The 23,726-nt window shown below is 44.3% G+C and carries 20 protein-coding genes; 8 read left to right on the plus strand and 12 right to left on the minus strand.

What is annotated here, in order from left to right:
- Positions 1-163: 163 nt before the first annotated feature.
- On the minus strand, positions 164-2,548 hold the full coding sequence (locus LDK34_RS06290) for a phosphoketolase family protein (protein WP_236941579.1): 2,385 nt from the start codon (positions 2,546-2,548) through the stop codon (positions 164-166).
- A 324-nt stretch (positions 2,549-2,872) separates the two neighbouring features.
- The gene (locus LDK34_RS06295) at positions 2,873-3,601 is read right to left on the minus strand and encodes a GntR family transcriptional regulator (RefSeq protein ID WP_178943181.1); all 729 of its coding nucleotides are present in this window, start codon (positions 3,599-3,601) and stop codon (positions 2,873-2,875) included.
- Positions 3,602-3,721: 120 nt separating this feature from the next.
- Between LDK34_RS06295 and LDK34_RS06300 the strand changes: the two genes are divergently transcribed.
- Both LDK34_RS06300 and LDK34_RS06305 read left to right on the plus strand, forming a co-directional pair.
- The gene (locus LDK34_RS06300; RefSeq protein ID WP_161002166.1) at positions 3,722-4,219 is read left to right on the plus strand and encodes an aminoacyl-tRNA deacylase; all 498 of its coding nucleotides are present in this window, start codon (positions 3,722-3,724) and stop codon (positions 4,217-4,219) included.
- Between the two features lie 10 nt (positions 4,220-4,229).
- Positions 4,230-5,024 (plus strand): hypothetical protein, encoded by a 795-nt coding sequence (locus LDK34_RS06305; protein WP_178943182.1) that lies wholly within the window; start codon positions 4,230-4,232, stop codon positions 5,022-5,024.
- A 92-nt stretch (positions 5,025-5,116) separates the two neighbouring features.
- Here LDK34_RS06305 and LDK34_RS06310 read toward each other — a convergent pair whose 3' ends face one another.
- Entirely contained in the window at positions 5,117-5,788 is a 672-nt protein-coding gene (locus tag LDK34_RS06310; RefSeq protein ID WP_178943183.1) for an HD domain-containing protein, read from the minus strand.
- 8 nt (positions 5,789-5,796) lie between these two features.
- Positions 5,797-6,543: a LytR/AlgR family response regulator transcription factor gene (locus LDK34_RS06315; RefSeq protein WP_178943184.1), complete on the minus strand. Its 747-nt coding sequence runs from the start codon at positions 6,541-6,543 to the stop codon at positions 5,797-5,799.
- A gap of 800 nt (positions 6,544-7,343) precedes the next feature.
- Between LDK34_RS06315 and LDK34_RS06320 the strand changes: the two genes are divergently transcribed.
- Both LDK34_RS06320 and LDK34_RS06325 read left to right on the plus strand, forming a co-directional pair.
- On the plus strand, positions 7,344-8,279 hold the full coding sequence (locus LDK34_RS06320) for an ABC transporter ATP-binding protein (RefSeq protein ID WP_178943185.1): 936 nt from the start codon (positions 7,344-7,346) through the stop codon (positions 8,277-8,279).
- Positions 8,272-9,894 carry an ABC transporter permease gene (locus tag LDK34_RS06325; RefSeq protein ID WP_178943186.1) on the plus strand — a complete coding sequence of 541 codons (1,623 nt, stop codon included), beginning with the start codon at positions 8,272-8,274 and terminating at the stop codon, positions 9,892-9,894. The genes LDK34_RS06320 and LDK34_RS06325 overlap by 8 nt, the downstream gene beginning before the upstream one ends.
- 476 nt (positions 9,895-10,370) lie before the next feature.
- Here the strand turns inward: LDK34_RS06325 and LDK34_RS06330 are convergent, their stop codons facing one another.
- A complete protein-coding gene (locus LDK34_RS06330) occupies positions 10,371-11,306 on the minus strand; it encodes an alpha/beta hydrolase (protein ID WP_225439184.1) in 936 nt (311 codons plus the stop codon).
- A 60-nt stretch (positions 11,307-11,366) separates the two neighbouring features.
- On the minus strand, positions 11,367-12,074 hold the full coding sequence (locus tag LDK34_RS06335) for a hypothetical protein (RefSeq protein WP_178943188.1): 708 nt from the start codon (positions 12,072-12,074) through the stop codon (positions 11,367-11,369).
- A 236-nt stretch (positions 12,075-12,310) separates the two neighbouring features.
- Between LDK34_RS06335 and LDK34_RS06340 the strand changes: the two genes are divergently transcribed.
- Both LDK34_RS06340 and LDK34_RS06345 read left to right on the plus strand, forming a co-directional pair.
- The gene (locus LDK34_RS06340; protein WP_178943189.1) at positions 12,311-13,780 is read left to right on the plus strand and encodes an MDR family MFS transporter; all 1,470 of its coding nucleotides are present in this window, start codon (positions 12,311-12,313) and stop codon (positions 13,778-13,780) included.
- Complete coding sequence (locus tag LDK34_RS06345; protein ID WP_178943190.1) at positions 13,780-14,472, plus strand: DUF4811 domain-containing protein; 693 nt, start codon at positions 13,780-13,782, stop codon at positions 14,470-14,472. Before LDK34_RS06340 ends, LDK34_RS06345 begins: the two co-directional genes overlap by 1 nt.
- Positions 14,473-14,594: 122 nt before the next feature.
- Here the strand turns inward: LDK34_RS06345 and LDK34_RS06350 are convergent, their stop codons facing one another.
- The 5 genes from LDK34_RS06350 to LDK34_RS06370 all read right to left on the minus strand — a co-directional run bounded on the left by LDK34_RS06350 (position 14,595) and on the right by LDK34_RS06370 (position 20,752).
- Positions 14,595-14,984 (minus strand): VOC family protein, encoded by a 390-nt coding sequence (locus LDK34_RS06350; RefSeq protein ID WP_178943191.1) that lies wholly within the window; start codon positions 14,982-14,984, stop codon positions 14,595-14,597.
- Positions 14,981-16,000, minus strand: a complete 1,020-nt coding sequence (locus LDK34_RS06355; protein WP_225439185.1) for a Ppx/GppA family phosphatase — start codon at positions 15,998-16,000, stop codon at positions 14,981-14,983. The genes LDK34_RS06350 and LDK34_RS06355 overlap by 4 nt, the downstream gene beginning before the upstream one ends.
- A 39-nt stretch (positions 16,001-16,039) precedes the next feature.
- On the minus strand, positions 16,040-18,214 hold the full coding sequence (locus tag LDK34_RS06360; protein WP_178943192.1) for an RNA degradosome polyphosphate kinase: 2,175 nt from the start codon (positions 18,212-18,214) through the stop codon (positions 16,040-16,042).
- Positions 18,215-18,316: 102 nt separating this feature from the next.
- Positions 18,317-19,843 (minus strand): Ppx/GppA phosphatase family protein, encoded by a 1,527-nt coding sequence (locus LDK34_RS06365; RefSeq protein WP_178943193.1) that lies wholly within the window; start codon positions 19,841-19,843, stop codon positions 18,317-18,319.
- A 21-nt stretch (positions 19,844-19,864) separates the two neighbouring features.
- Entirely contained in the window at positions 19,865-20,752 is an 888-nt protein-coding gene (locus tag LDK34_RS06370) for a polyphosphate kinase 2 family protein (protein ID WP_236941580.1), read from the minus strand.
- Positions 20,753-21,007: 255 nt separating this feature from the next.
- Here LDK34_RS06370 and LDK34_RS06375 point away from each other — a divergent pair, with 255 nt between their 5' ends.
- Complete coding sequence (locus tag LDK34_RS06375) at positions 21,008-21,808, plus strand: Cof-type HAD-IIB family hydrolase (protein ID WP_236941581.1); 801 nt, start codon at positions 21,008-21,010, stop codon at positions 21,806-21,808.
- A gap of 128 nt (positions 21,809-21,936) precedes the next feature.
- Entirely contained in the window at positions 21,937-22,755 is an 819-nt protein-coding gene (locus LDK34_RS06380) for a sugar phosphate isomerase/epimerase family protein (protein WP_236941582.1), read from the plus strand.
- On the opposite strand, the gene LDK34_RS06385 is transcribed toward LDK34_RS06380, so the two are convergent.
- Positions 22,747-23,430, minus strand: a complete 684-nt coding sequence (locus tag LDK34_RS06385; RefSeq protein WP_178943197.1) for a CPBP family intramembrane glutamic endopeptidase — start codon at positions 23,428-23,430, stop codon at positions 22,747-22,749. The two genes, LDK34_RS06380 and LDK34_RS06385, sit on opposite strands and share 9 nt — an antisense overlap.
- Positions 23,431-23,726 lie beyond the last annotated feature (296 nt).

A 23,726-nucleotide genomic window follows, 5' to 3' on the forward strand; every position in this document is an offset into this window, starting at 1 on the left:
CACTTCAGGGGTTCGAACCGGTCCCACGGCTAGAGTTCAGTTTTGGCATCCGAAGACGTCATTCATCCACTATTCTGCTATTGAAAACAAAAATAGGGCCCACACAATCCAAACGGACTGTGTGAACCCTATTAATTTTCAGAGAAGAGATTAAGCAGCGAGACTACTTAATGTCTTTCCATTGCCATGCATTAACTTCTGGTAAATCAGTACCTTCATCACGGATGTACTGGTTGTGTTTAGCAACCATGTCGTCCATGTGTTGACTGAATTCGCCGGCCTTTTCAGCAAAGCTAGTTGCGGTGATGGCATCCTTAGCCAAGTGGAAGCGGTCCAATTCGTTCAAGACACGCATGTCAAATGGTGTAGTGATGTCCCCGTTTTCACGGTAGCCGTGGAAGTGGATGTTGTGGTTATGACGGTCGTAAACCAAACCACGCAATGTGTTTTCAAAGCCATGGAAAGCAAAGATAACAGGCTTGTCAGTCGTGAAGTAACTGTCGAATTCTTCGTCAGTCAAACCACGGTCATCTTGGTCGTCACCCTTCTTACGTAACTTCAATAGGTCAACAACGTTGATGAAGCGAATCTTCAAGTCAGGGAAGCTGTCATGCAATAAGGTAATTGCAGCTAAACTTTCCATCGTTGGTTCAGTACCGGCTGCTGCAAAGACAACATCTGGTTCTGCACCTTCATCGTTAGAAGCCCAAGGAATGATTCCCAAACCGTTGTTAACAAGTTCCGTAGCTTCGTCAATGGAGAACCATTGAGTCCGTGGGTGCTTGGAAGCAACGATCAAGTTGATAACTTCGCGACTTTGCAAAGCTTTGTTCATAACAGCTAATAATGAGTTAGCGTCAGCTGGCAAGTATTCGTTAACCAGTTCGTGACCCTTTTCAGCCATATGACCAATCATACCAGGATCTTGGTGAGTGTAACCATTGTGGTCTTGTTGGAACACAGTGGAAGTGTTGATAATGTTCAATGATGGGTAGTCATGACGCCAGTTTTGTTCTTGCGCCTTACGTAACCACTTGTAGTGTTGAGTCAACATTGAGTCAATAACACGTGTGAATGATTCGTATGAAGCGAAGAAACCGTGACGACCAGTCAGAACGTAACCTTCAAGCCAACCTTCAGCTTGGTGTTCTGACAATTGTGAGTCAATAACTTGACCAGAATGTGCGACGTTTTCATCGTTTGGTTCGTGAATGTCTTCCATCCATTGACGCTTGGAAGCATCCCATAGACCCCACAAACGGTTTGATTGAGTTTCATCAGGACCAGTGATCCGGAAGCTCGTTGGGTTTTCCTTCATGATGTCACCAGCAAAGTGTGACATAACTTCCATGTCCATCCGTTGCTTGGAGTTATCCTTCAAGTCACTTTCAGGAACGGCAAACTTACGAACATCGTCCATCTTCAATGGTTCTGGGTGAATCCCACCGTTAGTGATAGGGTTCATAGCCATCCGCTTGTCACCCTTAGGTTCAACTTCTGACAATACTTCTTTAGGAGTACCATCTTCGTTGAATAATTCTTCAGGCTTGTATGACTTCATCCAGTCAACCAACATGTCTTTGTGTTCCATGTGGTTTGCGTCCACCGGAATTGGAACCTGGTGAGCACGGAATGAGTTTTCAATTGGGTCGCCGTTCAAGTCCTTCTTAGGACCAGTCCAGCCTTTAGGTGCACGAAGCACGATCAATGGCCATACAGGTAATGAATCATCGTTGTTGTCACGGGCATTCTTTTGAATGGCCTTGATTTCTTCGATAGATGCATCGATGGCTTTAGCCATGTCTTGATGAGCCTTCTTGTGGTCTGAACCATCAGTTTCAACGAAACGAGGGTTCCAGCCCATACCTTGATAGTACTTAGTCAAGTCAGCATCGCTCATCCGTGAAAGGATGGTTGGGTTAGAAATCTTAAACCCGTTAACTTGAATAATTGGTAATACAGCACCGTCGTGGATTGGGTTGATGAACTTGCTTGAGAACCATGAAGCAGCCAATGGGCCAGTTTCTGATTCCCCGTCACCAATTTCAACAGCAGCAATAACGTCAGGGTTATCTAAGATAGCACCAACACCGTGTGAAAGAGAGTAACCAAGTTCCCCACCTTCGTGGATAGAACCTGGTGTTTCAGGAGCAGCATGTGAAGCAACCCCACCTGGGAATGAGAATTGCTTGAACAAGCGTTGCATACCTTGTTCGTCACGTGTGATTCGTGGGTAACGTTCAGTGTATGAGCCGTCAAGGTAAGCGTTTGAAACCATAACTTGACCACCGTGACCTGAACCTTCGATATAGAACATGTTCAAGTCATACTTCAAGATGGCACGGTTTAAATGTGCGTAAATGAAGTTTTGTGGAACGATTGTGCCCCAGTGACCGATTGGCTTAACCTTAACGTCTTCTGCCGTCAAGTCGCCCTTCAATAATGGGTTGTCCTTTAAGAACAACTGACCAACTGAAAGGTAGTTAGCCGCACGCCAGTAAGCGTCAACTTTGTCTAAGTATTCTTGTGAGTCGTAATCAACTGCCATGAATATTTACACTCCTTCGAGATAATTTTTAATAACACGAAATTTGCTGTGAAATCCACCGACTTTTTTACCGGTCAATTTACAGTTACTATAATAGACGCTTTTAAATAAAAGTCAACCTTTTAGAAAATTGGTACGACCCAATTACCGAGATCGAATGTTTCCATTGGTTAGTTCACCTTTATTTCCATAGCAAAAGCGCGCCCTTATCGGGATTAGTCCTTTGCTAATCCGACCCAATGCTACCAAATAAAGCCTTAAAATGAACCTAAAAAACACTGAGAAGTTGATATTCTTAGTGTTTTCTAATATGTTCTATTCAGTTTAGTCCGCATCCAGATCCACGAAGTTATTGTACTTCATGTATTTGTAATGAATCCGCATGTTTGACACTTCAAACGGCGTCCCATCATCCAGGAAAAAAATTCCACTCATCACACCAACTGGCTCAGTTGGTTTTAATGACAGCAACTCCTGATCCTTATCATCGGATGGTTCAGCACCTACAGTCATAAACGACTTAGTCACTGACACATGTTTAATATCTTCCAGATAATTAAAGATCGAGCCAGACACAACGGTCGTCGACAACTCGGGCATGATCTTAATTGGAATAAACCCAGTTTCAATCATTATCGGCTGTTGATCAAGTAACCGCAGGCGTTTAATCTGATACACAAAATCATCTGCATTCAGGAATAAATCCTGTTGCAACTCTGGCGTCGCCGGAATAACTTGAAAGTCGAGCAACTTAATCCCTGGCTTCTTGCCATCGACGCGCATTGAGTCCGTCACCCCAAGATTACGCCCTTCGTAACTAAAAACCGCCTGATTTTTAATGTACAATGGGTTCACAAACGTGCCGGATCCGCGCTTTTTGAAAATAATTCCCTGTTGCGCTAAAACGTTAAGTGCCCGTTTGACAGATGATCGGCTCACCTCATAAGATTCGCTTAGGCTCCGCTCGTCAGGCAGCCGTTTATCTGGAAACTGATTATCATTAATGCGACGTTTTAAGTCCTGCATTACATTTTTATAAACTAAGTCCGCCATCTCGACGCAAAGTTCCTTTCTCTTGTATACTGATTATTAAGAGTATACCAGAAAAATATTGGTCCGGCCAATTGTGTTTTAGGTTCGTACCAATTTTTAAATCTCTCGGAGGTTCATTGAATGGCTAAGAAAAAAAGAATTCAGAAAACACTTGTTGAAAAAATCCTTGATAAAGCAAAGATTCCTTACCAGCAAATTGAGTTTGCAACCCATCAGGCTGGTGACGTTGCTCAACTCGATGTTGATCATGACGATTACGATGAGCACAACATTTATAAAACCCTGGTTCTCACCGGAAATGTCACGGGTCCGCTGGTCGGCGTGGTGCCACTAGATACGCACCTCAGCTACAAAAAGTTAGCGGCCGCGTCTGGTAATAAAAAAGTTGGTATGGTGCCGCTCAAAGACCTGCTGAAAACGACTGGCTACGAACACGGTGCCAATACGCCAATCGGCATTTGGGAAAAATACCAGTACCCCATTTATTTTGACAACGTGGCACAACAACAGGGCGACATTGTCGTATCATCTGGCAAAATCGGCCGTTCCGTTAAAGTGGATGCCACAGCTGTTGCTGAACTTGTCCATGGTACGTTTACAGATTTAGAGGAAGAATAGGAATAACTTCATGTCATTTAGTACGTTAGGTCAGCAGATTTTGATCAGTCTGCTGACCGTCTTCTTTTACGGATTAGCTTTACCGCTACTATTCAGTTGGGCGCTAACCATCATCAATCGAAATACCAAACAACGACTCGCAACTTACTACGGTATGAACGCGCAAGTTTACCTAGGTTTTCTTGGTATTATTGTTCATGAATCCAGTCACTTACTCATGGCCTTGTTGTTTGGTCACAAAATTACTGGTCTCCGTTTGATTAAATTTGCGCACCCTGAAAACCAGGGCAGTGATCCGGAGGCGCTAACATTAGGGTATGTCAATCACCGCTGGAATAGTGGCAACAGTTATCAAACAATGGGTAACTTTTTTATTGGCTTTGCGCCAATTATCGGCGTCAGTGCAGTCATTTTCGGTATCACCGCCTGGTTATGGCCAACAATGTTTCATAACTGGGTAACGTTTGCAGTGCATCCATCCCTTAGTAATCTGTTTCAACCGGCAACTTCTGACGGTAACTTATTGGTCAACACAGTTCGTTGGATCATTTGGGCAATATTAGTGACTAACCTCAGTGTTGGTGGATTCGACCTAAGTAGTGCCGATCTGCGCAATTCCGGTGCCGGTGTCTCATCATACATTGTTCTGCTCGGCCTAATCGGCTTAAGTGCTGGCGTTTTGACAAGTTCATTTACGGCGTGGTCTCGTGCACACTTAGTGCCGGTCTTCTTTGCACTTAGTCTGGTCGTTGTGCTTTCTGCAGTCGTAAATGTAGTCACCCGTTGGTTAACCAAAGATAAATAAAATGATTCTTCTATCAAAACAAGAAACACGCTGATTTCCATCCTCTGGAGATCAGCGTGTTTTAAGTCTCTGTTCATTTATAGTCCAAAAGGTTAGGCTTCACCATTCCACTCTTGTTTGAATTCATGTAGAAAATCAAGCATCACGCGTTGGCGTTGTTCTGCCATCTTTCGTGCAGTAACGGTATTCATCTGGTCTTTAATAAGCAACAACTTTTCATAGAAGTGATTAATCGTGGTACCATCCGCTTTGCGGTACTCTGCCTTGGTCATATCGTGACGAGGTTCAATCTCCGGATCATACAGCACCCGGTCATGATGGCCACCATAGGTTAATGTCCGAGCGATACCAATCGCACCAATGGCATCCATGCGATCAGCATCCTGAACAATTTGACCAGCCGGACTCAGCGCCTGATGCTGCCCAAGATTTTTGCTGAATGACATGTGATCAATAATTGCAAAAATAGCCGTGATGTTGTCCTCATTCACATCCCAGTTTGAAAGTTGTTCTTTCAACGCCGCGTGGGCGGCCTCAGGATCTTCAACAAGCTTATCGTCAATAACATCATGCAAATAAGCTGCTGCTAAAACAACGAAACGTTGACCTGTCTGTTCGATTAATTCAATTCGATCTGCTAACTTTGCGACCCGCTCCAAATGGAAAAAATCATGTCCCGAACGATCGCTACCAAGTTGCTGACGTGCGTAAGACTCAATTTTATCCAATTGCGTTTGCTCTGCTGGGGTCAGTCCTTCTGCCATGCTGTCGCCTACTTTTCGCGAATAAAATCGCGTAATTTTTTGATGGTGCCACGCGAGAAATTCAACTCGTCGCCGTTACTCATCGTAACATGTCCCAACGTAAAGTTGACGGTCTGAATATGTTCTGTATTCAGAATATAACTTTGAAACCCATTAAAAAAATTGTCTGCCGTCAGATGACTGGCTAATTCATGAATACTCCCATTCACTTCGTAGCGGTTATTTGTCGTAACTACCGTAACTTTTTTCAACCGACGCACCTTTTCAATGTATAACAGATCATCTTGACGCAACCGAATTAGAAAACCGCCGTTTTTGATTTCTAAATAAGCCGGCTGATTCGGATGGACCTGATTTAGGTGATCCTGAATCGTCACTAAAATTTGGCGAAGCTGAGGCGTAAACTTCTCAGCGTCAAACATAAATTCCTTGGAAAGAAATCCTGTTGGCATGGTCATCGACGTGATTGTTTCAAACGCACGATCCTCACGAATAGAGACATAGACAATATAGCCTAAGGGATCGACTTCGCGAATTCGTCGAGCTAGTTCAATACCGTCAACCGCAGCATTAAGCTGAATGTCTAGAAAATAAATATTTGGTCCGGGATGGTCAGGCAAGGTAGCCAAAACTTTTTCAGGCCGCCCTTCACTTTCAATCGGAATGTCCATATTTAATTCTTTAAGTTCGTTTTCAAGGCAAGTTGTCAACCACAGTCGTTCTTTTAAATCATCTTCACAAACATAAAGAATCATGACGATCTCTCCTTCTTTTTACCCGGTATGCATCAAAAAATCACATCATGCATTTTGCTAGGTTTTATGACTTGTATATTGTCAGGCACGCCGTCTCCCAAATGTGTTGTCTTATCGCCAGTCTATTGCGCTTTCATAGCTTAAAACGTTTATCACGTTAAATAATGAGGGCATTAAGACTAACACAGCCAAACTTTTGTTTCCCACATCAATCATTGATGCCGTTAACAGCATGCTGTTGCTGATTATTCAATCAAGTTCATATCATGCGGCCATTTTAATGCCTTTCAAAAGAAAAAACGTCGCCGCCGAGCCGGCACTCGAAAACAGTTCTAGAAGACTATTCCCGCACGGTCGTGACAACGCAAATAAACTCAATTTAATTGTCATCCAGCGCATATGTAGAGATAATATGTCCACATTTACACTGTAATACATGGCGTCAATTCACAAACAACATTAAAAGCCATTCGTTTCTCACTCAATCATGCTAAATGGCTGTCCTGCAATAGATTGTAATGCACCATCTCATTCAAATGCGCATGACAAACCCATTTTAATCAATTTTAGTCCCAAATTATCAAAGCCTTGACGGAAGTTCGTCAATTTAATTAACACATTTTGAAATAATGTCATTCTTTTAATGGTTTAGTGAATAAAGCGACCATTTAACCGCTTCAAAAATTTTAAAATTGACACTCATAGAGTAGCACTCTACACTGTCATCGACAGGACATTTGGCCTGCAAAATGATAGTCCTTTCAATCGCTATTTTATTTGCCTGAAGGGGGCGCTGAACTATGCAATTATCCCCAGTAATTCATGTATCACATCTTCAAAAAAGATTTGGAAAATTTCAAGCACTTCACGACGTCACGTTTGATGTTCAGCCTGGCGAAGTCTTTGGTTTTATCGGTCCCAACGGCGCCGGAAAATCAACGACGATTCGCACGCTATTAGGTTTGTTACGTGCATCTGGCGGTACGGCAACTATTTTTGGCAAAGATGTTTTTCACGATGCGGTCAGCATTCACAAGAATATTGCCTACGTTCCTGGTGATGTGTACCTTTGGCCCAACCTCACCGGTGGCGAAATTATCGATTTGTTTCTCCGACTCAGTCAACAACGACATTCCAAACGTACGGATGAGCTAATTAAAGCGTTTGGCTTAGATACTAGTAAAAAAGCCCGGACTTACTCAAAAGGAAACCGGCAGAAAGTCGCTCTAATTGCGGCATTGTCACAATCAGCGGATTTATACATTTTTGACGAACCAACCTCTGGGCTCGATCCGCTAAATGAGCAAGTCTTTCAGGATGAAGTTAAGGCATTAAAGGCCGCTGGCAAGGCAATTCTTTTATCGAGCCACATTCTGTCCGAAGTTGAACAAATGTGTGACCGAATCGGCATCATCCGCGAGGGTCAAATCATTGAAACCGGCACCCTCACAGAAATGCAGCACTTGACCCGCACGCAAATCTCAGTAACTACAAAATCGCCATTAACTGATTTGACCGATCAACCTGGCGTTCATCAGCTCAAGCAGACCGGGAAAACAGCAGCGACATTTGCAGTCGATTCGGAAGCCATGACTACAGTCACCCGATACTTGGCGGAACATCAAATTTTAACATTGAAGAGTACGCCACCAACCCTAGAAGACCTATTCTTGCGATATTACAGCCAGCAGCCTGATCAAACGAACTCCAAGACTGGAGATGGTTCTGATGCCTAGACAACCGTTTTTTCAAACAGGTCGAATTTTGAGCATTAACCTTCGCAGAGATTGGCTCAAATTGTTAATTTGGTTAATCGCATTAAGCGGTCTGTTTGCAAGTATCGCGGCCAAGTTCAACAACCTTTACGGCAGTAAAACCGCCATTGAAAAGATTACCGCTACATTAAACACGCCTGCAATGATTTCGCTTTTCGGTCGATTACCCCATGGTCCGTACAGTTCTGCGGATGTCTTTGCTGGCGAAATGACCGTCTTTATGGCTATTTTCGGGGTCATCATGAACTTTTCATTAGCCATTTCGCTAACACGCGGCGATGAGGACAGTGGTGTAACAGAACTTGTATCAGCGCGTTACGTCGGTCCTTACGCTACCATGATGGCTGCGATTAACGAATTAATGATTGCAAACGGACTTTTAGCGCTGCTTTACGCTGGTGGTCTGCAAGTTGCTGGTTTAAATGGTACAAACACAGGCGGTAATCTTGTCCTTGGTATTAGCCTAGGGCTTAACGGATTGATGTTTGGCTTGCTTGCTGTCGTTTGTGCTCAGCTAGCCGCCAGTAGTCGTGCTGCAACTAGCCTCGCCTACCTGCTTTTCGGCGTCATCTATCTGGCGCGCATGCTGACCGATGTCTCGCATCCCCGCTACACATGGCTTTCTCCATTAGGATGGGTAGAAAAGTTGCAAACGTATCGCAGCAATAATTGGCTTCCGGCCATGTTAATGCTGATCACTATTGTCGTTTTAATGGTCCTCACAATCATGCTTCGCGCACGCCGTGATCTTAACGCCGGCATTTTGGCCACCCGACCTGGTCGGCGTCATGCCAGCCTCTTTCTCCGCGGGCCAGTTTCACTAGTGGGTCGGTTAGAGCGCAATACTATCCTAGCCTGGATAATTGGCCTCTTTATTTTTGGCGCAATGTACGGTTCCGTTTTTAACACAGTGGCTGACATTCTAAAGTCAAATCCGATTACGCTAAAGCTACTGGCTGATCCGCACACAGCCGCGTTAGCCACCACACAGGTTTTAAAATCGTTTATCGCACTATTAATGATTATCTTTGCGGTTTGTGCAATCATTCCTGGTTTACAAATCATTTTTCGACTAGCAACAGATGAACAACGTGGCATGCTTGAAATGTTACACGCCCGCCCTGTTTCCCGTTTCCGACTTAATGTGGTCCTCAGTATTTGGGGCATTGTTACCAGTGTGCTGGCACTGACGGCAGCCGTCGGTGGCTTGGCTGTTGCGGCTAACATGGTTCTTGATCATCCACTAGCCAATAAATTGTTTATTCATGGCTTGTTAGCCAACATCTCGCCACTACTCATTTTCTTAGGTGCCGGCGCGCTCCTGGTTGGTTGGCTTCCTAAACTACGCAGCCTCGTTTGGCTCTATCTTGGCGCAACCTTTGTGATGAACTACTTCGGTCGCTTATTTGATCTACCTGAATGGGCAACCAAATTGTCTCCGTTTGGCTTCATTGGTCACGTGCCCGCTTCGTCGCTGAACTGGTCTGTATTCTGGTGGCAAACTGGGATAGCCGCGGCTTTATTTGTTGTCGGACTGATTGGATATCAGTTACGTGATCTGAATAGTGCCAACTAATTCTTAAATGTAAAAAGATAAAATCTGTAACTCATCTGAATGTCTGACGTTACGCCAATTGGAAACGCCGTTCCGTGGGGATCGGGTTCAACCCGCACAAACCACGGTTTTCTCCCTCGGTTCTGAGCCAAAGTTCGTCTCAGAACTCGTCCCACAACACTAAGCGGCCAAATTCACGCCGCCAAGTGTTGTCGACACGGACCTCTGTTTCCAATCAGCTCCACTCCCTATTACAGATAAAAAAACCGCTAACCACTTACATGGCATCATTGAACGTTAAATGACACTCTCAGAAATTGGCAACCGTAAGTGACATTTGTATGGGTACTAAAACTTCAGTTCATTGTTACTAAAGCTTCAACTCTAAGTTGAACACAAAAACGCTTCATCCCGTCTTCACAACAAAATGACGGGATGAAGCGTTTTAAATTAGAACAATGTCCACATATCTATCGTTAATCAACACCTAGTCACAATTATTCTTTGGGCAATCGATAGGTCAAATACTGATCGAGAAATTGTTTGACATGCTGTTGATAGGTCTCTGGATCAATCCAGAAACTTTCGGCGTGTGTCGCCTCTTTCACGACCCACTTTTCCTTTGGCCCCTGAGTCGCATTGTAATTAGCTGCCAGCATTTCAGCAGGAACGAAAATATCTTTTTCGCCATGAATGAAGAAAATTGGCCGGCGATTATGTTTGAGTTGCTCGGCCGACGAAACTTGAGTCAAGCTAAACCCTTGTTTACGCCGATTAATCGCGTTCACCGCTGGCAAAAACGGGTATTTTGGTAAATGGAAATTCCGTTTGAGCAAGTACACCAACTCGTCGTCAATACTAGAATAACCACAATCCGCAATGATACAACGTACCTGTTCTGGGAGGGCTTCTCCGCTCATCATCTCAACTGTGGCACCGCCCATCGACACACCAAACAAGACGATCCGCGTATCCCGACCAGTTTCTTTGATAATGCGCTGAATCCAATCCAAATAATCCAAGCGGTCCAGCCAGCCAAACGTAATGTAGCGACCTGATGACCGGCCATGAGCCCGATCATCTGGCAACAATACGTTATACCCTAACTCGTGAAACATTTTCGCATAGTTGGCCATCGTCTCGCCGTTGCCTTTATAACCGTGTGAAATGATCACCGTGTCCGTCGTTTGCACATCGGCGGCTAAATAAGTAGCTGCCAACTTACGTGCAGCATCATCTTCGTGCAAATGCCAAGCCTGCGTTGGCTGATTACGTAGCCAGTCAACATAGCCGTAGTAGGCATCTGCATACTTCTGCTTTTCCTTCGAAGTTTCAGGAACCTTGTTTACGCGGTTGAAAGCGTACCGATACAATTGTTCTGAAATGCCAGCAACACCTGTCGCAATCACAAACGGTGCTGCCAAACTGACCATCGTTCTCTTTTTCACTGTCAATCTCCAATCCCTGAGTGCGGCGCCATTGCCGTTTGAACACTACTTTGACGAATGCTCGTGTCTGCCGAGCCAATAATAACTGACTAATACTGCCAGTGCACAGGTGATCACGCTGCTAAGCCAACTCGCCAATACCTGATTCCAGGTGTTCCAATAGCCCGCGCTCACTAAACTAAATACTGATATTAATCGCAATTGTTGCGACCAGTCAAACATTAACCGCCCAACGGCAATAAAAAAAGTTAACCCAAATGTCGCGGCTAGTGACCACCACATTGTCGCCGTACGACTAACTTTATGACTACCAATAACCACATAGATCACTTGGCCGCTCACTATTAGTGGAAACAGACTCAACTGCATTCGCCAATACTGTAGCCAAGGAAAGGCAACGGCATGTCCCAAAAATAGCGTTCCAGTAATTAGTAATGTCACTTGATTAACGACCAGCAATGCTATATCAATACAAAGCGTCAATAAAAAGACGTTTTGCCAGCGGTGTTTGCCCGTCACATTGCCATTTTCTTCTTTTGCCAAGCTAAGTAAAATGCCAGGCACAACCCATGATAAAAAGAACACAAAAACGCGTATTTGCGCTAATATTGGCACGACCGTTGCGAACTCAACACCACGTAATGACGCCAGCCAGCTCGTGAGACCAAGCGGCAATACGATGGCACAAGCGCATAGTAACCAAACTAAACGATTGCGTTTCAATTGCTTTATCATAGTAGTCACTGTTGACACAATCCGCCTCCAGCCCTTTTACTAACATTTTCTCAGTAAATGGCGTATAATTTTTTGTTGGACTTTCATCATTTTGAATGATTGTTTCAATCTATTTTAGCGCTAACGTGCCTGACTGTGCCAACTTCGCAATTGTTGAGGGAGTCACCGCTGTCGTTAGTGTCGTTTATCTATTTCATTGTTAAAACGATTTTTATGACTGTTTACATAAATGTTGTTCACAAGGAGGCTTTTTCGTGTCAAATTCATCATCCGAATTTAAAGTGGTTGATGCCAATGGCAAACCCTATAACCGTTTGCTTCTCATCATCACAATGCTCATCGGGACGTTTAGCACATTTATCGTGCAAACGACCCTTACCACCGCCTTTCCAACCCTTATGCGGACGTTCAATATCGACGCCGACTCCGTTCAGTGGTTGACTACCGGATTCATGTTAGCGATGGGCATTACCATTCCTATTTCTGCATTTCTTCTGCAACGCTATAGTTCCAAGGCACTCTACTTAACCGCGATGGCCATTTTCTTTGTTGGTACCTTTATTTGTATGATTGCGCCAACGTTTGGCGTGCTCCTAGCTGGTCGTTTGATCGAAGCCGTTGCTGTCGGAATCACAGCGCCAACATTTCAAACAACGATGCTGACAATCTTTCCACCGGAACGTCGTGGATCGGCCATGGGCCTAGCCGGAATTGTTATTGGATTAGCGCCCGCCATCGGACCTACCTTGTCTGGGTGGTTATTGCTGAATTACTCTTGGCGAGCATTGTTCGTTGTCATCTTGCCATTTCCAGTCATTGTCTTCACCCTTGCTATTTTCACCATGCGCAAGATTTTTCCAACCAAGAAAACCAGTGCAGATTGGGTTTCAGTCGCACTGTCCACAATCGGTTTTGGGAGCATGCTTTACGCATTCAGTAGCGTGGGGGCTAGCTCATGGACAGCGCCAAAAGTTTACATCACACTGATTGTCGGGATTATTTTCGTCGGCTTATTCATTTGGCGGTCACTGACAATTGAAAATCCGCTACTGCAATTGCGGGTGTTCAAATCACCAATTTATACCCTTTCCGTCATTGAAGTGGCCGTTGTTAACATGGCCATGATGGGCGCCGAAATGGTGGTGCCGCTCTATATTCAAACAGTTCGTGGTGAATCAGCCTTTCACTCTGGATTGATTCTGTTGCCCGGAGCGTTAATGATGGGGATCATGAGTCCCATTACCGGTCGCATCTTCGACCGCATTGGCGCACGACGTTTGGCCATCACCGGGATGTTCTTACTGACAATTGGAACAGCGTTCTTCGTCACATTGACGGAAACAACACCGATTATCTTCGTTACCATCCTGTACACCATCCGGATGTTTGGAATCTCAATGGTCATGATGCCAGTGACGACAACTGGGATGAATGCTTTACCATTAAGCCTCATGAGTCACGGAACATCTGTTAACAACACTGGGCGTCAGGTTTTCTCTTCAATGGGAACGGCCATCCTCATTTCCGTGTTAACAAACGTGACCAACTCAAACATGCCAGCTAAGTCGTTGCTGCACAGCACGCCCCTCACTTATGGAACACATGCTTTATCCGCAACACTAGCGGGGTATCATGCGGCCTTCCTTACCGCAACGATCTTTGCATTAATCGGCCTCGTACTAGCCTTCCGCATTAAGCCAGGTAACTTAAGGAGGCGTGGATAATGGTCATTATCGCATTAATTATTGCAACGCTTGGGTTATTTTGGGCCGTTGTTCTTCTCAATGGTCATCAATTACGCCGCTGGCTAATTGGCGGTTTTCTAATTTTATTCTTGGGCATGATTGGTTTACTGATTGCAAACGACAATTTTCAGTACGGCATGGTAAAGACACATCAACGAACGACATCAACGTTGGTCTCTAGTATTCCGAATCAACCAGCTAGTGTGCCTAATGTCCTTCTTTATCAACCATTAGGCAATGGGACAGAAAAGGTTTATCTGTACCGGACCAACACGTCGCAAACCAAACCGCAAGCAGTACCAACTAAGCATGTCAGCTCTAAACTAAAAACAACGACGAGCGATCAGGCAACTCTAACCGTAACCACCACTCGTTGGCAATATCGTAACGATTGGCAACATGCGCTGTTTGCCTTTTCTGGCGAGCAAAACCGTGTTTCCCATCGTGATTACACATTCCGTTTGCCACAAACTTGGTTAAGCCTCAGCACCACCGAGGCCAAGCAACTTGCCAAGATTATGAAAGCCCCTGCCCAACAACAAGCGATTAAGGAAAAGGTTACTGAACAGGTAGCTCAGGCCGTTAAACAAGATCCTAAAATGTCTGCTTCACAACGTTCTGCGTTGATTCAGAAGACCGCAATCGCCGTAATTAAAGCACAGTTAAAATAAAAGTCATTAAAAAGAGTGGCGACTTAGCCTAACTAACGAATTGATAAACCGTTAGTTACGTTAAGTTGCCACTCTTTTCTTATTCTTGCTGGAGTCTCTGCGATAAGTCCAGCTGGAAACGACTACAACGTTCCCACAGCCGCTAGTTCCACCAAGTTTTGATCCGGGTCACGAACATACAACGACGTCATCGTCCCCCTTGCACCGTGGCGAACCACAGGACCAGTTTCGATAATTAAATGTTGCTGCTCTGCCCATGTGACTAAAGCGTTCGGTGTCTTATCCGTCATGAGACAAAAGTCACTGCTACCAAACGTTGGCTGTGCAGCTACCGGTAAATGAGGGCGCGCTTTTATCTGGAGATTGATTTTCTGATGTGTAGACAGTCGAATCGCTGTCCGACCATCTTCAAATTGTTCAATGGTCAATCCTAACCGATCCCGATAAAATTTCACGCTTCGATTAACATCGGCAACCGTAAGGACAAAATGATCAATTTCAAATGCACTCATTTTTTGTCAGCTTTCTTACGGCTACCGGCATTCTTTTTAGTGTTGGAAATATTATCTTTTTTGTTGCCAATTTTCCCTTTAGCCCGCAGCTGATCAAGATGTTCATACAGAATACCTTCACGAACACCATTCTCTGAGAAAATAACACGGCCGGCATCCAAGAATCTCATAATTGTGACAATCGGCGTAATCCCTGCAGCAATAATATCTGCGCGATCCTTTGAGAGACCAGGAATAGCCTTTCGCTCCGCCAAGTTATGTTCAATAATTTCCGCATAAACATTGTCAACTTCAGAAACACTCATGCGAAAACCGTGAATATCCTCAAAGTCAGCCACATTTTTTTGTTTTCGCCGAATCTTTGCCAAGGTTCGGTTTGAACCGCCTAAGGCGACGAGCGGTAAATTCTGCCCCCGTTGCAGCCACCACAGTCCATTGAACAATCGCTGAACAGCGGTTGACAGTCTAAATAAGTCAACTGCAGCAAGCTGATCCAAGCCGTGCTTTAAAAAGGTTTCCGACAAGTTGACTGATCCAAATGGCAAACTCACTAAATTTTGTTCCCGTCCATTTTGAACCAAAACTAATTCACAAGAAGCACCACCGGTATCCATAATGACGCAGTTAGTCACGGGTAACGTGTTGATCACTCCTAGGTAGTCGTAATGCGCTTCTTCCGTACCGGAGATCACTTCAATGTTTAAGCCATGAACCTCTGAACGTACCCGATCCAAAAACGCCTTTTGATTGGACGCATTGCGGACTGCCGCCGTTGCCACAGCCTTTAGCGTTAGATTGGGGAGTTGTGAATATTCTTCATAAAAGCCCTTCAGTGCTTCAATGGTTCGATCCATGGGGGCTTGTTGTAATGCTCCAGACTGTCCCATGTCTTCTGACAAACGGACAAACTGTTTGCTCATTTGGCTACGTTTAAAGCTACCATCGTCGTTGATTTCCGTAACTGTCATCCGACACGAATTAGAGCCTAAATCAATGACCGCAAAATTTTCCACAATTGCCCTCCTTATCAAACTCGCTCAACATTTAATCTCAAGTTACTCGTCATCGGAATCATCGTCATTAGCGTCATCAGTAGCCGTTTCATCCAAAGGCCGCATCAGCGGTATGAATGGTGTCTGTGGTTGACTAGTTGCTAGCTTAGCATCTGCCTGAGACTTGCGAGCTGCCTCTTTGATCAAGCTATCCTGAACATCTAATGGTGCCAAACCACGCCGATCCACCTTTTGCCATGTACCATCTGCATATAACACCCGCGTTTTGACATTATCATGCCACATTTGATCATAAATGTGGCCTACCCGTTCTTTAATATCATCTTGAAGGATGGGAAAGAGTAATTCTACCCGACGGCTAATATTACGTGTCATCAGATCCGCTGATGATAAGTACAATTGATGCTCGCCATTCGCATAAAAGTCATAGATACGGCTGTGTTCCAGCAAGCGGCCAACGATAGAATGAACGGTAATGTTATCAGATACACCAGGCACACCGACCTTCAAACATACGATACCGCGGACAATCAGGCTTATTTTAACGCCAGCGGCTGATGCTTCATATAATTTTTCAATCATGCCCTTATCGGACAATGAATTCATCTTCATCTTGATGGCCGCCGGTAAACCAGCCTTAGCGTTGGCAATCTCATCATCAATGCGATCGTACAAAAAACCACGTAACGTTGTCGGCGCAATAGCCACCCGTTCAAAGTGATCAGGTTCACTAAACCCGGACAACATGTTAAAAATGTTTGAAGCGTCAATGCCCATCAGTGGATCTGCTGTAAACAGACCCATGTCAGTATACAAGTGCGCCGTCACATCATTATAGTTCCCCGTTGCCATGTGCATGTATCGCTTGATGCCGTCGGGTTCTTGGCGAACGACTAACAGTAACTTACAGTGCGTCTTTAAACCGACGAGCCCATAAATAACATGACAGCCCTCACGTTCAAGCATTTGTGCCCACTTCACGTTATTTTCTTCATCGAAACGTGCTTTTAATTCCACAAGCACGGTAACTTGTTTCCCATTGCGTGCAGCCTGTGCTAAGTACTTAATGATTGGTGATTGTGAAGAAACCCGGTACAGCGTCATTTTAATGGCTAACGTGTCAGGGTCTGTCGCCGCCTCATGCACAAACTTCACGACTGGATCGAAACTATCATACGGATGCTGAACGAAAATATCGCGCTTTTTTATTTCGTCAAACAGGTTATCCTGTCGCAACGCTGGTTGAATATAACCGGTAAACGACGGATACATCAATTCGCTGTGTCCTTTCACCTGCTTAACCAGCTTGCTCAAGAAGCGCAAATCGATGGGACCCTTAATGTCATAAACGTCCTTTTCTCGTGCCTGCAAATCGTGAATCAGTTGTTTTTTCAACTGTTTGGACATATCAGCTTCGATTTCCAAACGCATAACTTGTGTATGATCACGGACAGCTAGTTCATGTTCAACTTCTTTTAGCAAGTCGCTGGCATCTTCTTCAGTCACGTCAAAATCCATATCGCGAATCACACGGTACGCGCGCGCCTCTTTCACTTTAAAGCCAGAAAATAGTTCACCTAAAAAGTGTTTGATGACTTCTTCTAACAAGATAAACTCGTTCGTGCCAGGCAAACTAACCACTCTGTTAAATGTATCTGGTACCTGAATCGTGGCAAAACGGTGTTCCTTTTTGCCACTTTCTTCATCCTTGGTATTCTTAACCAACCGCAAAGCAATGTTTAATGTATTGTTACTGATAAACGGAAATGGTCGGGAAACATCCACTGCCATTGGCGTCAGCACTGGATACAACACTTCACGGAAATACTGCGTTAGAAAACTGACCTGAGCAGAATTCAATTCGTCATACTGACGCAAATGAATGCCGATTGTTTCCATCTGGGGCACGATTGAACGATTTAACGTACTATATTGTTTCTCAACCAATTGATGAACCTTTTCGCTGATTGCTTCCAGCTGTTCACTAGGTTGCATCCCCGACACATCTGGCTTGGTGTAATTAACATCTTCCATCTTACGCAGTGAGGCCACACGAACCATGAAAAATTCATCTAAGTTACTTTGCGTAATCCCAATAAACCGTGCTCGTTCCAGCAAAGGATTATTTTTGTCACGCGCTTCTTCCAATACTCGGTCGTCGAAATCAACCCAACTGAGCTCCCGGTTGACATATAAACTTGGATCTGAAAAATCCATCCTTATCCCTCCTGTCGGTTCAACTCTCCTATTATTGATTCACACCGAATACGTGTCATTTTGCCACTGTCGCTTAGCAGTTCTTTAAAAATCGATACACCACTAAAATCGACCAGTTCTCCTCAAAATCGGTGTCATACCGTAAACCTCTTCGAAGAATTTACGTTTGCCATTGAAAGTCCAAGTCTCCAACTCAATGTCATCATTAGCGGTGGCATGGATGATGATTTCTGGCTTCTTGATAGAAACACTGATTTTAGAAATCTTATGCAACCGACTGTCATCTAGCGCATCTGCCAAACGTAAAATAGCCGCCAGCTTTACCATCACTAACCGATTATCCATTGTGATGTTAAAACGGCTCAAATCAGCCGATACCGTTTCAGAACTGTGGTACCGGGCAATGGCCGCCACTTCGACTTGTTCATCAGCGCGTAAGCCCAACATTTCGGAGTGATTAATAATGTACTCGGAGTGAAAAGCATGTTGCGTACTATCAATGAACAGACCACTGTCTTGCAAAATAGCGGCCAATTGGAGTAACAGGCGCTCGCGAGAACCCAGTCCATGAATCTTCTTCAAGCGGTCAAATAACTGGGTTGCAAACAACACGACAGACTGTTGGTGCCGTTCGTCGACGTGAAATCTACGTGCCAACTCGTAAGCTGCCCCCAGCATAACCTGACTAACCGCATCGGTATTCCGTGGGTGTTTCTTCCGACTCATTTCTTCATCTACGACACACCCATCAATCACTTTAAAGTCAGTTAAGTGAATGGACTTTGTGTGCAAATGGTTGAAGACCTCATCCAGTAATAGGAAGAGTGGTAACACCTCATTAACTTGGTCAGCTGGCAGATTGTTTTCGTTCAACATGTCCTGCGGCGTCATTTGTACAACAGACTGGAATTGTTTATCGAAGTCTTTGCGACTTAACTGAACGTACCGTTTACCCTTGGGAATGAGGTTCTCCAACAAATTCAGTTTGGAGCCCATCAAAATAACCTTGTCAAACGGCTCATCGGGTAAGTACTGATAGAGACTCACTAGCTTTGAATGCAAATAATCGCTAAGGACTTCCTGATAGGACTCCACTTTATGCTCTAAGTTTTGCAACTGGGTCGCAACTTGAAGCGGACCTAGGAACAACTCCCGGGTTAACGTTAGGTGCCCATCAACAAACATCATAAAATGTACCATGCTGGCGCCAACTTGCATCAGCACTGTTCGACCACTAATGAGTTCGTTGAAGTTGGGCAACAATTGCGCTGCTTCATAAGAAAATAGCGATTCCTCATTGACCGTCATAAAATGCAAGGTCACACCCGTCATGATGTAAATGTGATCACGAATATAATCAATATTCTCTGCTCTGGTAATTGTATGTGAGGCCACCAGGCGATAATCCGTCACGTTATAATCCTTCAGCAATTGTAAAAAACGCTGAAGAATCGTGACAACTTCGTCAGACCGTTCCGGGTCAATTCGTTTCCCCGCAAACAAATCGTTGCCTAGATGAATGGGTGCACTGACCCGCTCAATGACTGCTTGTCTCTTAACATCAACGATGATTAGCTGCATGTCCTGCGCACTAATCACCATTGCGCCATATAAACTTCCTTTGGCCATGACATCCCCCTCTTACTTATTTCACGCTTTTTTGTCCGTTTGCAAATGATTCAAAATTTCATGTAACTGCTGTTTTTGTTCGTCGGTAACCGTTGGATATTCTGGCTTCAAGGCTGCCAATCTGGTCGTTAAAATGTCTGAAACAACCATCCGTGAATTCCATTTAGAATCTGATGGAATGATGTACCATGGATTTTCCTTTGTAGCCGTGTGATTCAACATATCTTCATAAGCTTTCTGGTAATCATCCCAAAAGGCACGTTCCTTGATGTCAGCCGCGGAAAACTTCCAGTTCTTATCAGGCACTTCAATGCGTTTTTCAAACCGGCGCTTCTGTTCATCCCGCGAATAGTGGAGGAAGAACTTCACCATAATGAATCCATTGTGTTGTAAATATTCTTCATAGTGCGCAATATCGCGAAAACGTTGATTGAAGAGATCGTCGGTAATATCACTGAGCTTGTTAATCCCCGGCAAATGTTGACCCAATAATATTTCAGGATGAACACGGCTAATCAACACGTCCTCATACTGGGAGCGGTTGAAAATTTGAATACTACCGCGACGTGGCAGTGCAGAAGAAATTCGCCATAAATAATCGTGGGCCAACTCATTACTTGTTGGTTGCTTGAAGCTAACCACTGATGTACCTTCTGGGTCTAAACCGCTCATTACGTGACGAATCATGCTGTCTTTACCGGCCGCATCCATTCCTTGCAACAACACAACCACACCATAACTAGATTGGGCATATAAACGCGACTGGAGATCTGCCAATTTCGTAATGTTGTCAGCTAATTGAGCCTTGATTTTATCCTTGTCTGGCACCGGGCTTTGCAAACTAGTTGCCTGATTCTTTAAATGAAGCCGTTCACTACCATCAAAACGATATTCACTTTCATAATTCATCCTACCCACTCCCAACTTTCTTGCTAAAATCCTTGGCAATTCTCTTGTTAACTTTATTTTACTGGCTTCCCTAACAAAGTTAAATCAAATTAAGCAAAAACACGCCCCTTTTTGGAAATTATCGAAAAACTTGTTCTCGATTGAACAAACTATGCTAGCGTTATGATGTAAGTTTGTTTGATTCGTCAGTGTTCGTTGTCCTTACGAATTAGACTGAAAACACGGTGGCATCGGCCACAAATACGGAGGATTCTCATGATTAAAATGGTTGCTTTGGACTTAGACGGCACTCTATTGACGAGTGACAAAAAAATCAGTCCACGTAATGAAAAGATTTTAAAACAACTCCATCAGCAAGGCATCAAAGTGGTGCTCTGTACTGGTCGACCAATTAACGCCATTTGGAAATATATTGAACAGCTTGGTCTTACTAACGAAGACGACTACACCATCACATTTAATGGTGCATTAGTTATTCAAAATGTCGGCCACCAAAAGCTATTTCAACAAGGGATTAGAAAAGAAGATTTATCCTTACTCCACGAATATTGTAGTGAACACCACTACCCACTCGATGTCTTGGACTTTGAACAGGTTTGGCCACTGGCTGACTTGCCTGACTCTTATTACGAAAAAATGCTCAACGCGGGGTTAACCTTTACTCACCGTGATTTCAAAGACTTACCTGAAGGTGACTACAGCAAGGCTGTCATGTCGTACGACGCAGACGTACTGGACGATGCCGTTGCCAACCTCACACCGGCAATGACCGCCAAATATCATGCAGTTCGCTCACAACCAAAGATTCTTGAATTTTTGGATAAAGACATGGACAAACATGTTGGCCTTAGCGCTTTGTTGAAACACTACAACATGACGTTTGATAACCTGATGTCATTCGGTGATGCTGAAAACGATCTAGGTATGTTGAAGGCAGCCAAAGTTGGCGTGGTTATGGATAATGGCAAACCCGAAATCAAAGCGGCGGGAACCGACGTTACGAGTAACAACGATGACGACGGTGTCGCTCAATTTTTGGAAAAGTTTGCTTTCTAAAATTGATGGAACCATCTTCTCATACACTTAACATACGTAAAAAAATTGGCTATGTTCGTTTGAATTGAACATAACCAATTTTTAATAGGCAACTCAATCTTTTAGCATCTAATCAAGGGGAGGTTTATATGAAAGTATTACTTGGACTAAAGGGCAGTACGGATCCCGCACAATACCGCAACCGACTCCAGTATCATCCCGATGTCTTCGAATTTTATTTAGATCAACACGACTTAACCTCAGAAGGCCTCGCTCATTTGCAAGATGCCATTGACGAAGCAAAGACTGTCACACCAAGAATTGTGATGCACCAACCGATGCGGTATGGCAAGTGGTTCAACGAAATGGTCACACCGGAAAAAGAAATGCCGGACTTGTACCATTTTCTGCGGTACAGTTCCGACACATTGCTAAATTTAGCCGTTAAAAACGACATTCAGTTATTATTACACGGTTCTTACTCGCGGCAAACGCAGTATTTCATCGACCTGTATCCCAATTTTGAGACAGCTCAACATGTTGTCTTCGAACGGTTGGATGAATACGCCAAACAAGGCGGCGACAACATCATGTTCGAAAATTCTATCTCGCCACTATTTTTCTATGGCGATTCTCACATGGATCAGGTTATTTTCGATCGTAACTACCGGTTGGCGTTTGATACCAGCCATTGTTTCATCAAAAATCATGGCAGCAATGACGTGTTAGCAGCATCCCTAGCCAAACTGGGTGATCATGTCGTTCACTACCACCTCGTCGATTCAATGGGCCTAACGCACGATAGCCTAACGCTTGGGCTTGGCCGGATTGACTGGGCTCGCGTATTGCCACTGTTGAATCCTAAAGCATCCAGCATTTTCGAAATTAATCTGGCAGATCCTACTAAAGCCACCGAAATGCTCAACTCATACGACTATCTAAAGCAAATTGCAGCAAATTTAGATTAGCATTGCGAACATTGCAAACGCATTATTTGCAAAGTGGAGACCAATGTCGAAGCGGATATCTTTTGTTTGAACATAAGTTGTCGCTAAGATAGCGCCCATGACAAAGTACACCCACGCATCTGGTGTCCACAAATTTGTGTGCAGTTGGGCAAACAGCAGACCATTCACGATGATTCCCAAGACTTTCACCCACCGTTTGTTCAACTTCATGAAGAAGTAATTAAAGAACAGGCCACGGAAAATGAGTTCTTCCAGAATTGGTGCGCCAAACACGCCAAAGTACAAGGTTAACCACGGCGTTGTCTTAAACATCTGTTCAATGGCCTTTTGATTTTCCGACGACTTGCTGTGAATCAAGCCTTCCGCCACGATTAACGCAATCAGTGCCAGCACCATCAGTCCAAGAACGAGCCATTTGTGACGACGGGTGGGTTGTTGATCAAAATAACGTGGTTCACGGTTAGCTAATCCATTTTGATACGCTCGCCATAATGCCCAGAATACTAAAATACTTACTATTGTGGTAATTACGCCAAACGTGATTTGGGCAGGTACACTCGTCAATCGGAGCATGCTGGGCAGTTGTGAAGGCGTTGCTGCCACTTGTTCAAGCAGGAACAGGCCAAACATTGCGCCGGCTCCCATTAGATACCTTCTGATACGGTCTGCTGTCATTTATCGTCACCACTTTTAATCCATTTATTAGGCATATCATAGGCAGTATGTTGCGATGAGTGCAAGGAAAACTGTCTTGACTAATTTTTATATTAGCAGACGTAAACACGCTGGCCTCTCAAAAAACTGAGAAGTCAGCGTGTTTTTTATCATATTGTTTGAAATTGTACGAGCCATACTGTCGCCTGCGGTTGTCAATATTAAAACACTGTCGCGGGACCGATTCGAGCCTGTTAAACCACAGTCTCTCATCTCGCCATGAAGCCGCAACTCACGTCTTCATGACCGTCCGTGCT

It is taken from the genome of Furfurilactobacillus milii, from assembly GCF_021654115.1.
Lineage (GTDB): Bacteria > Bacillota > Bacilli > Lactobacillales > Lactobacillaceae > Furfurilactobacillus > Furfurilactobacillus milii.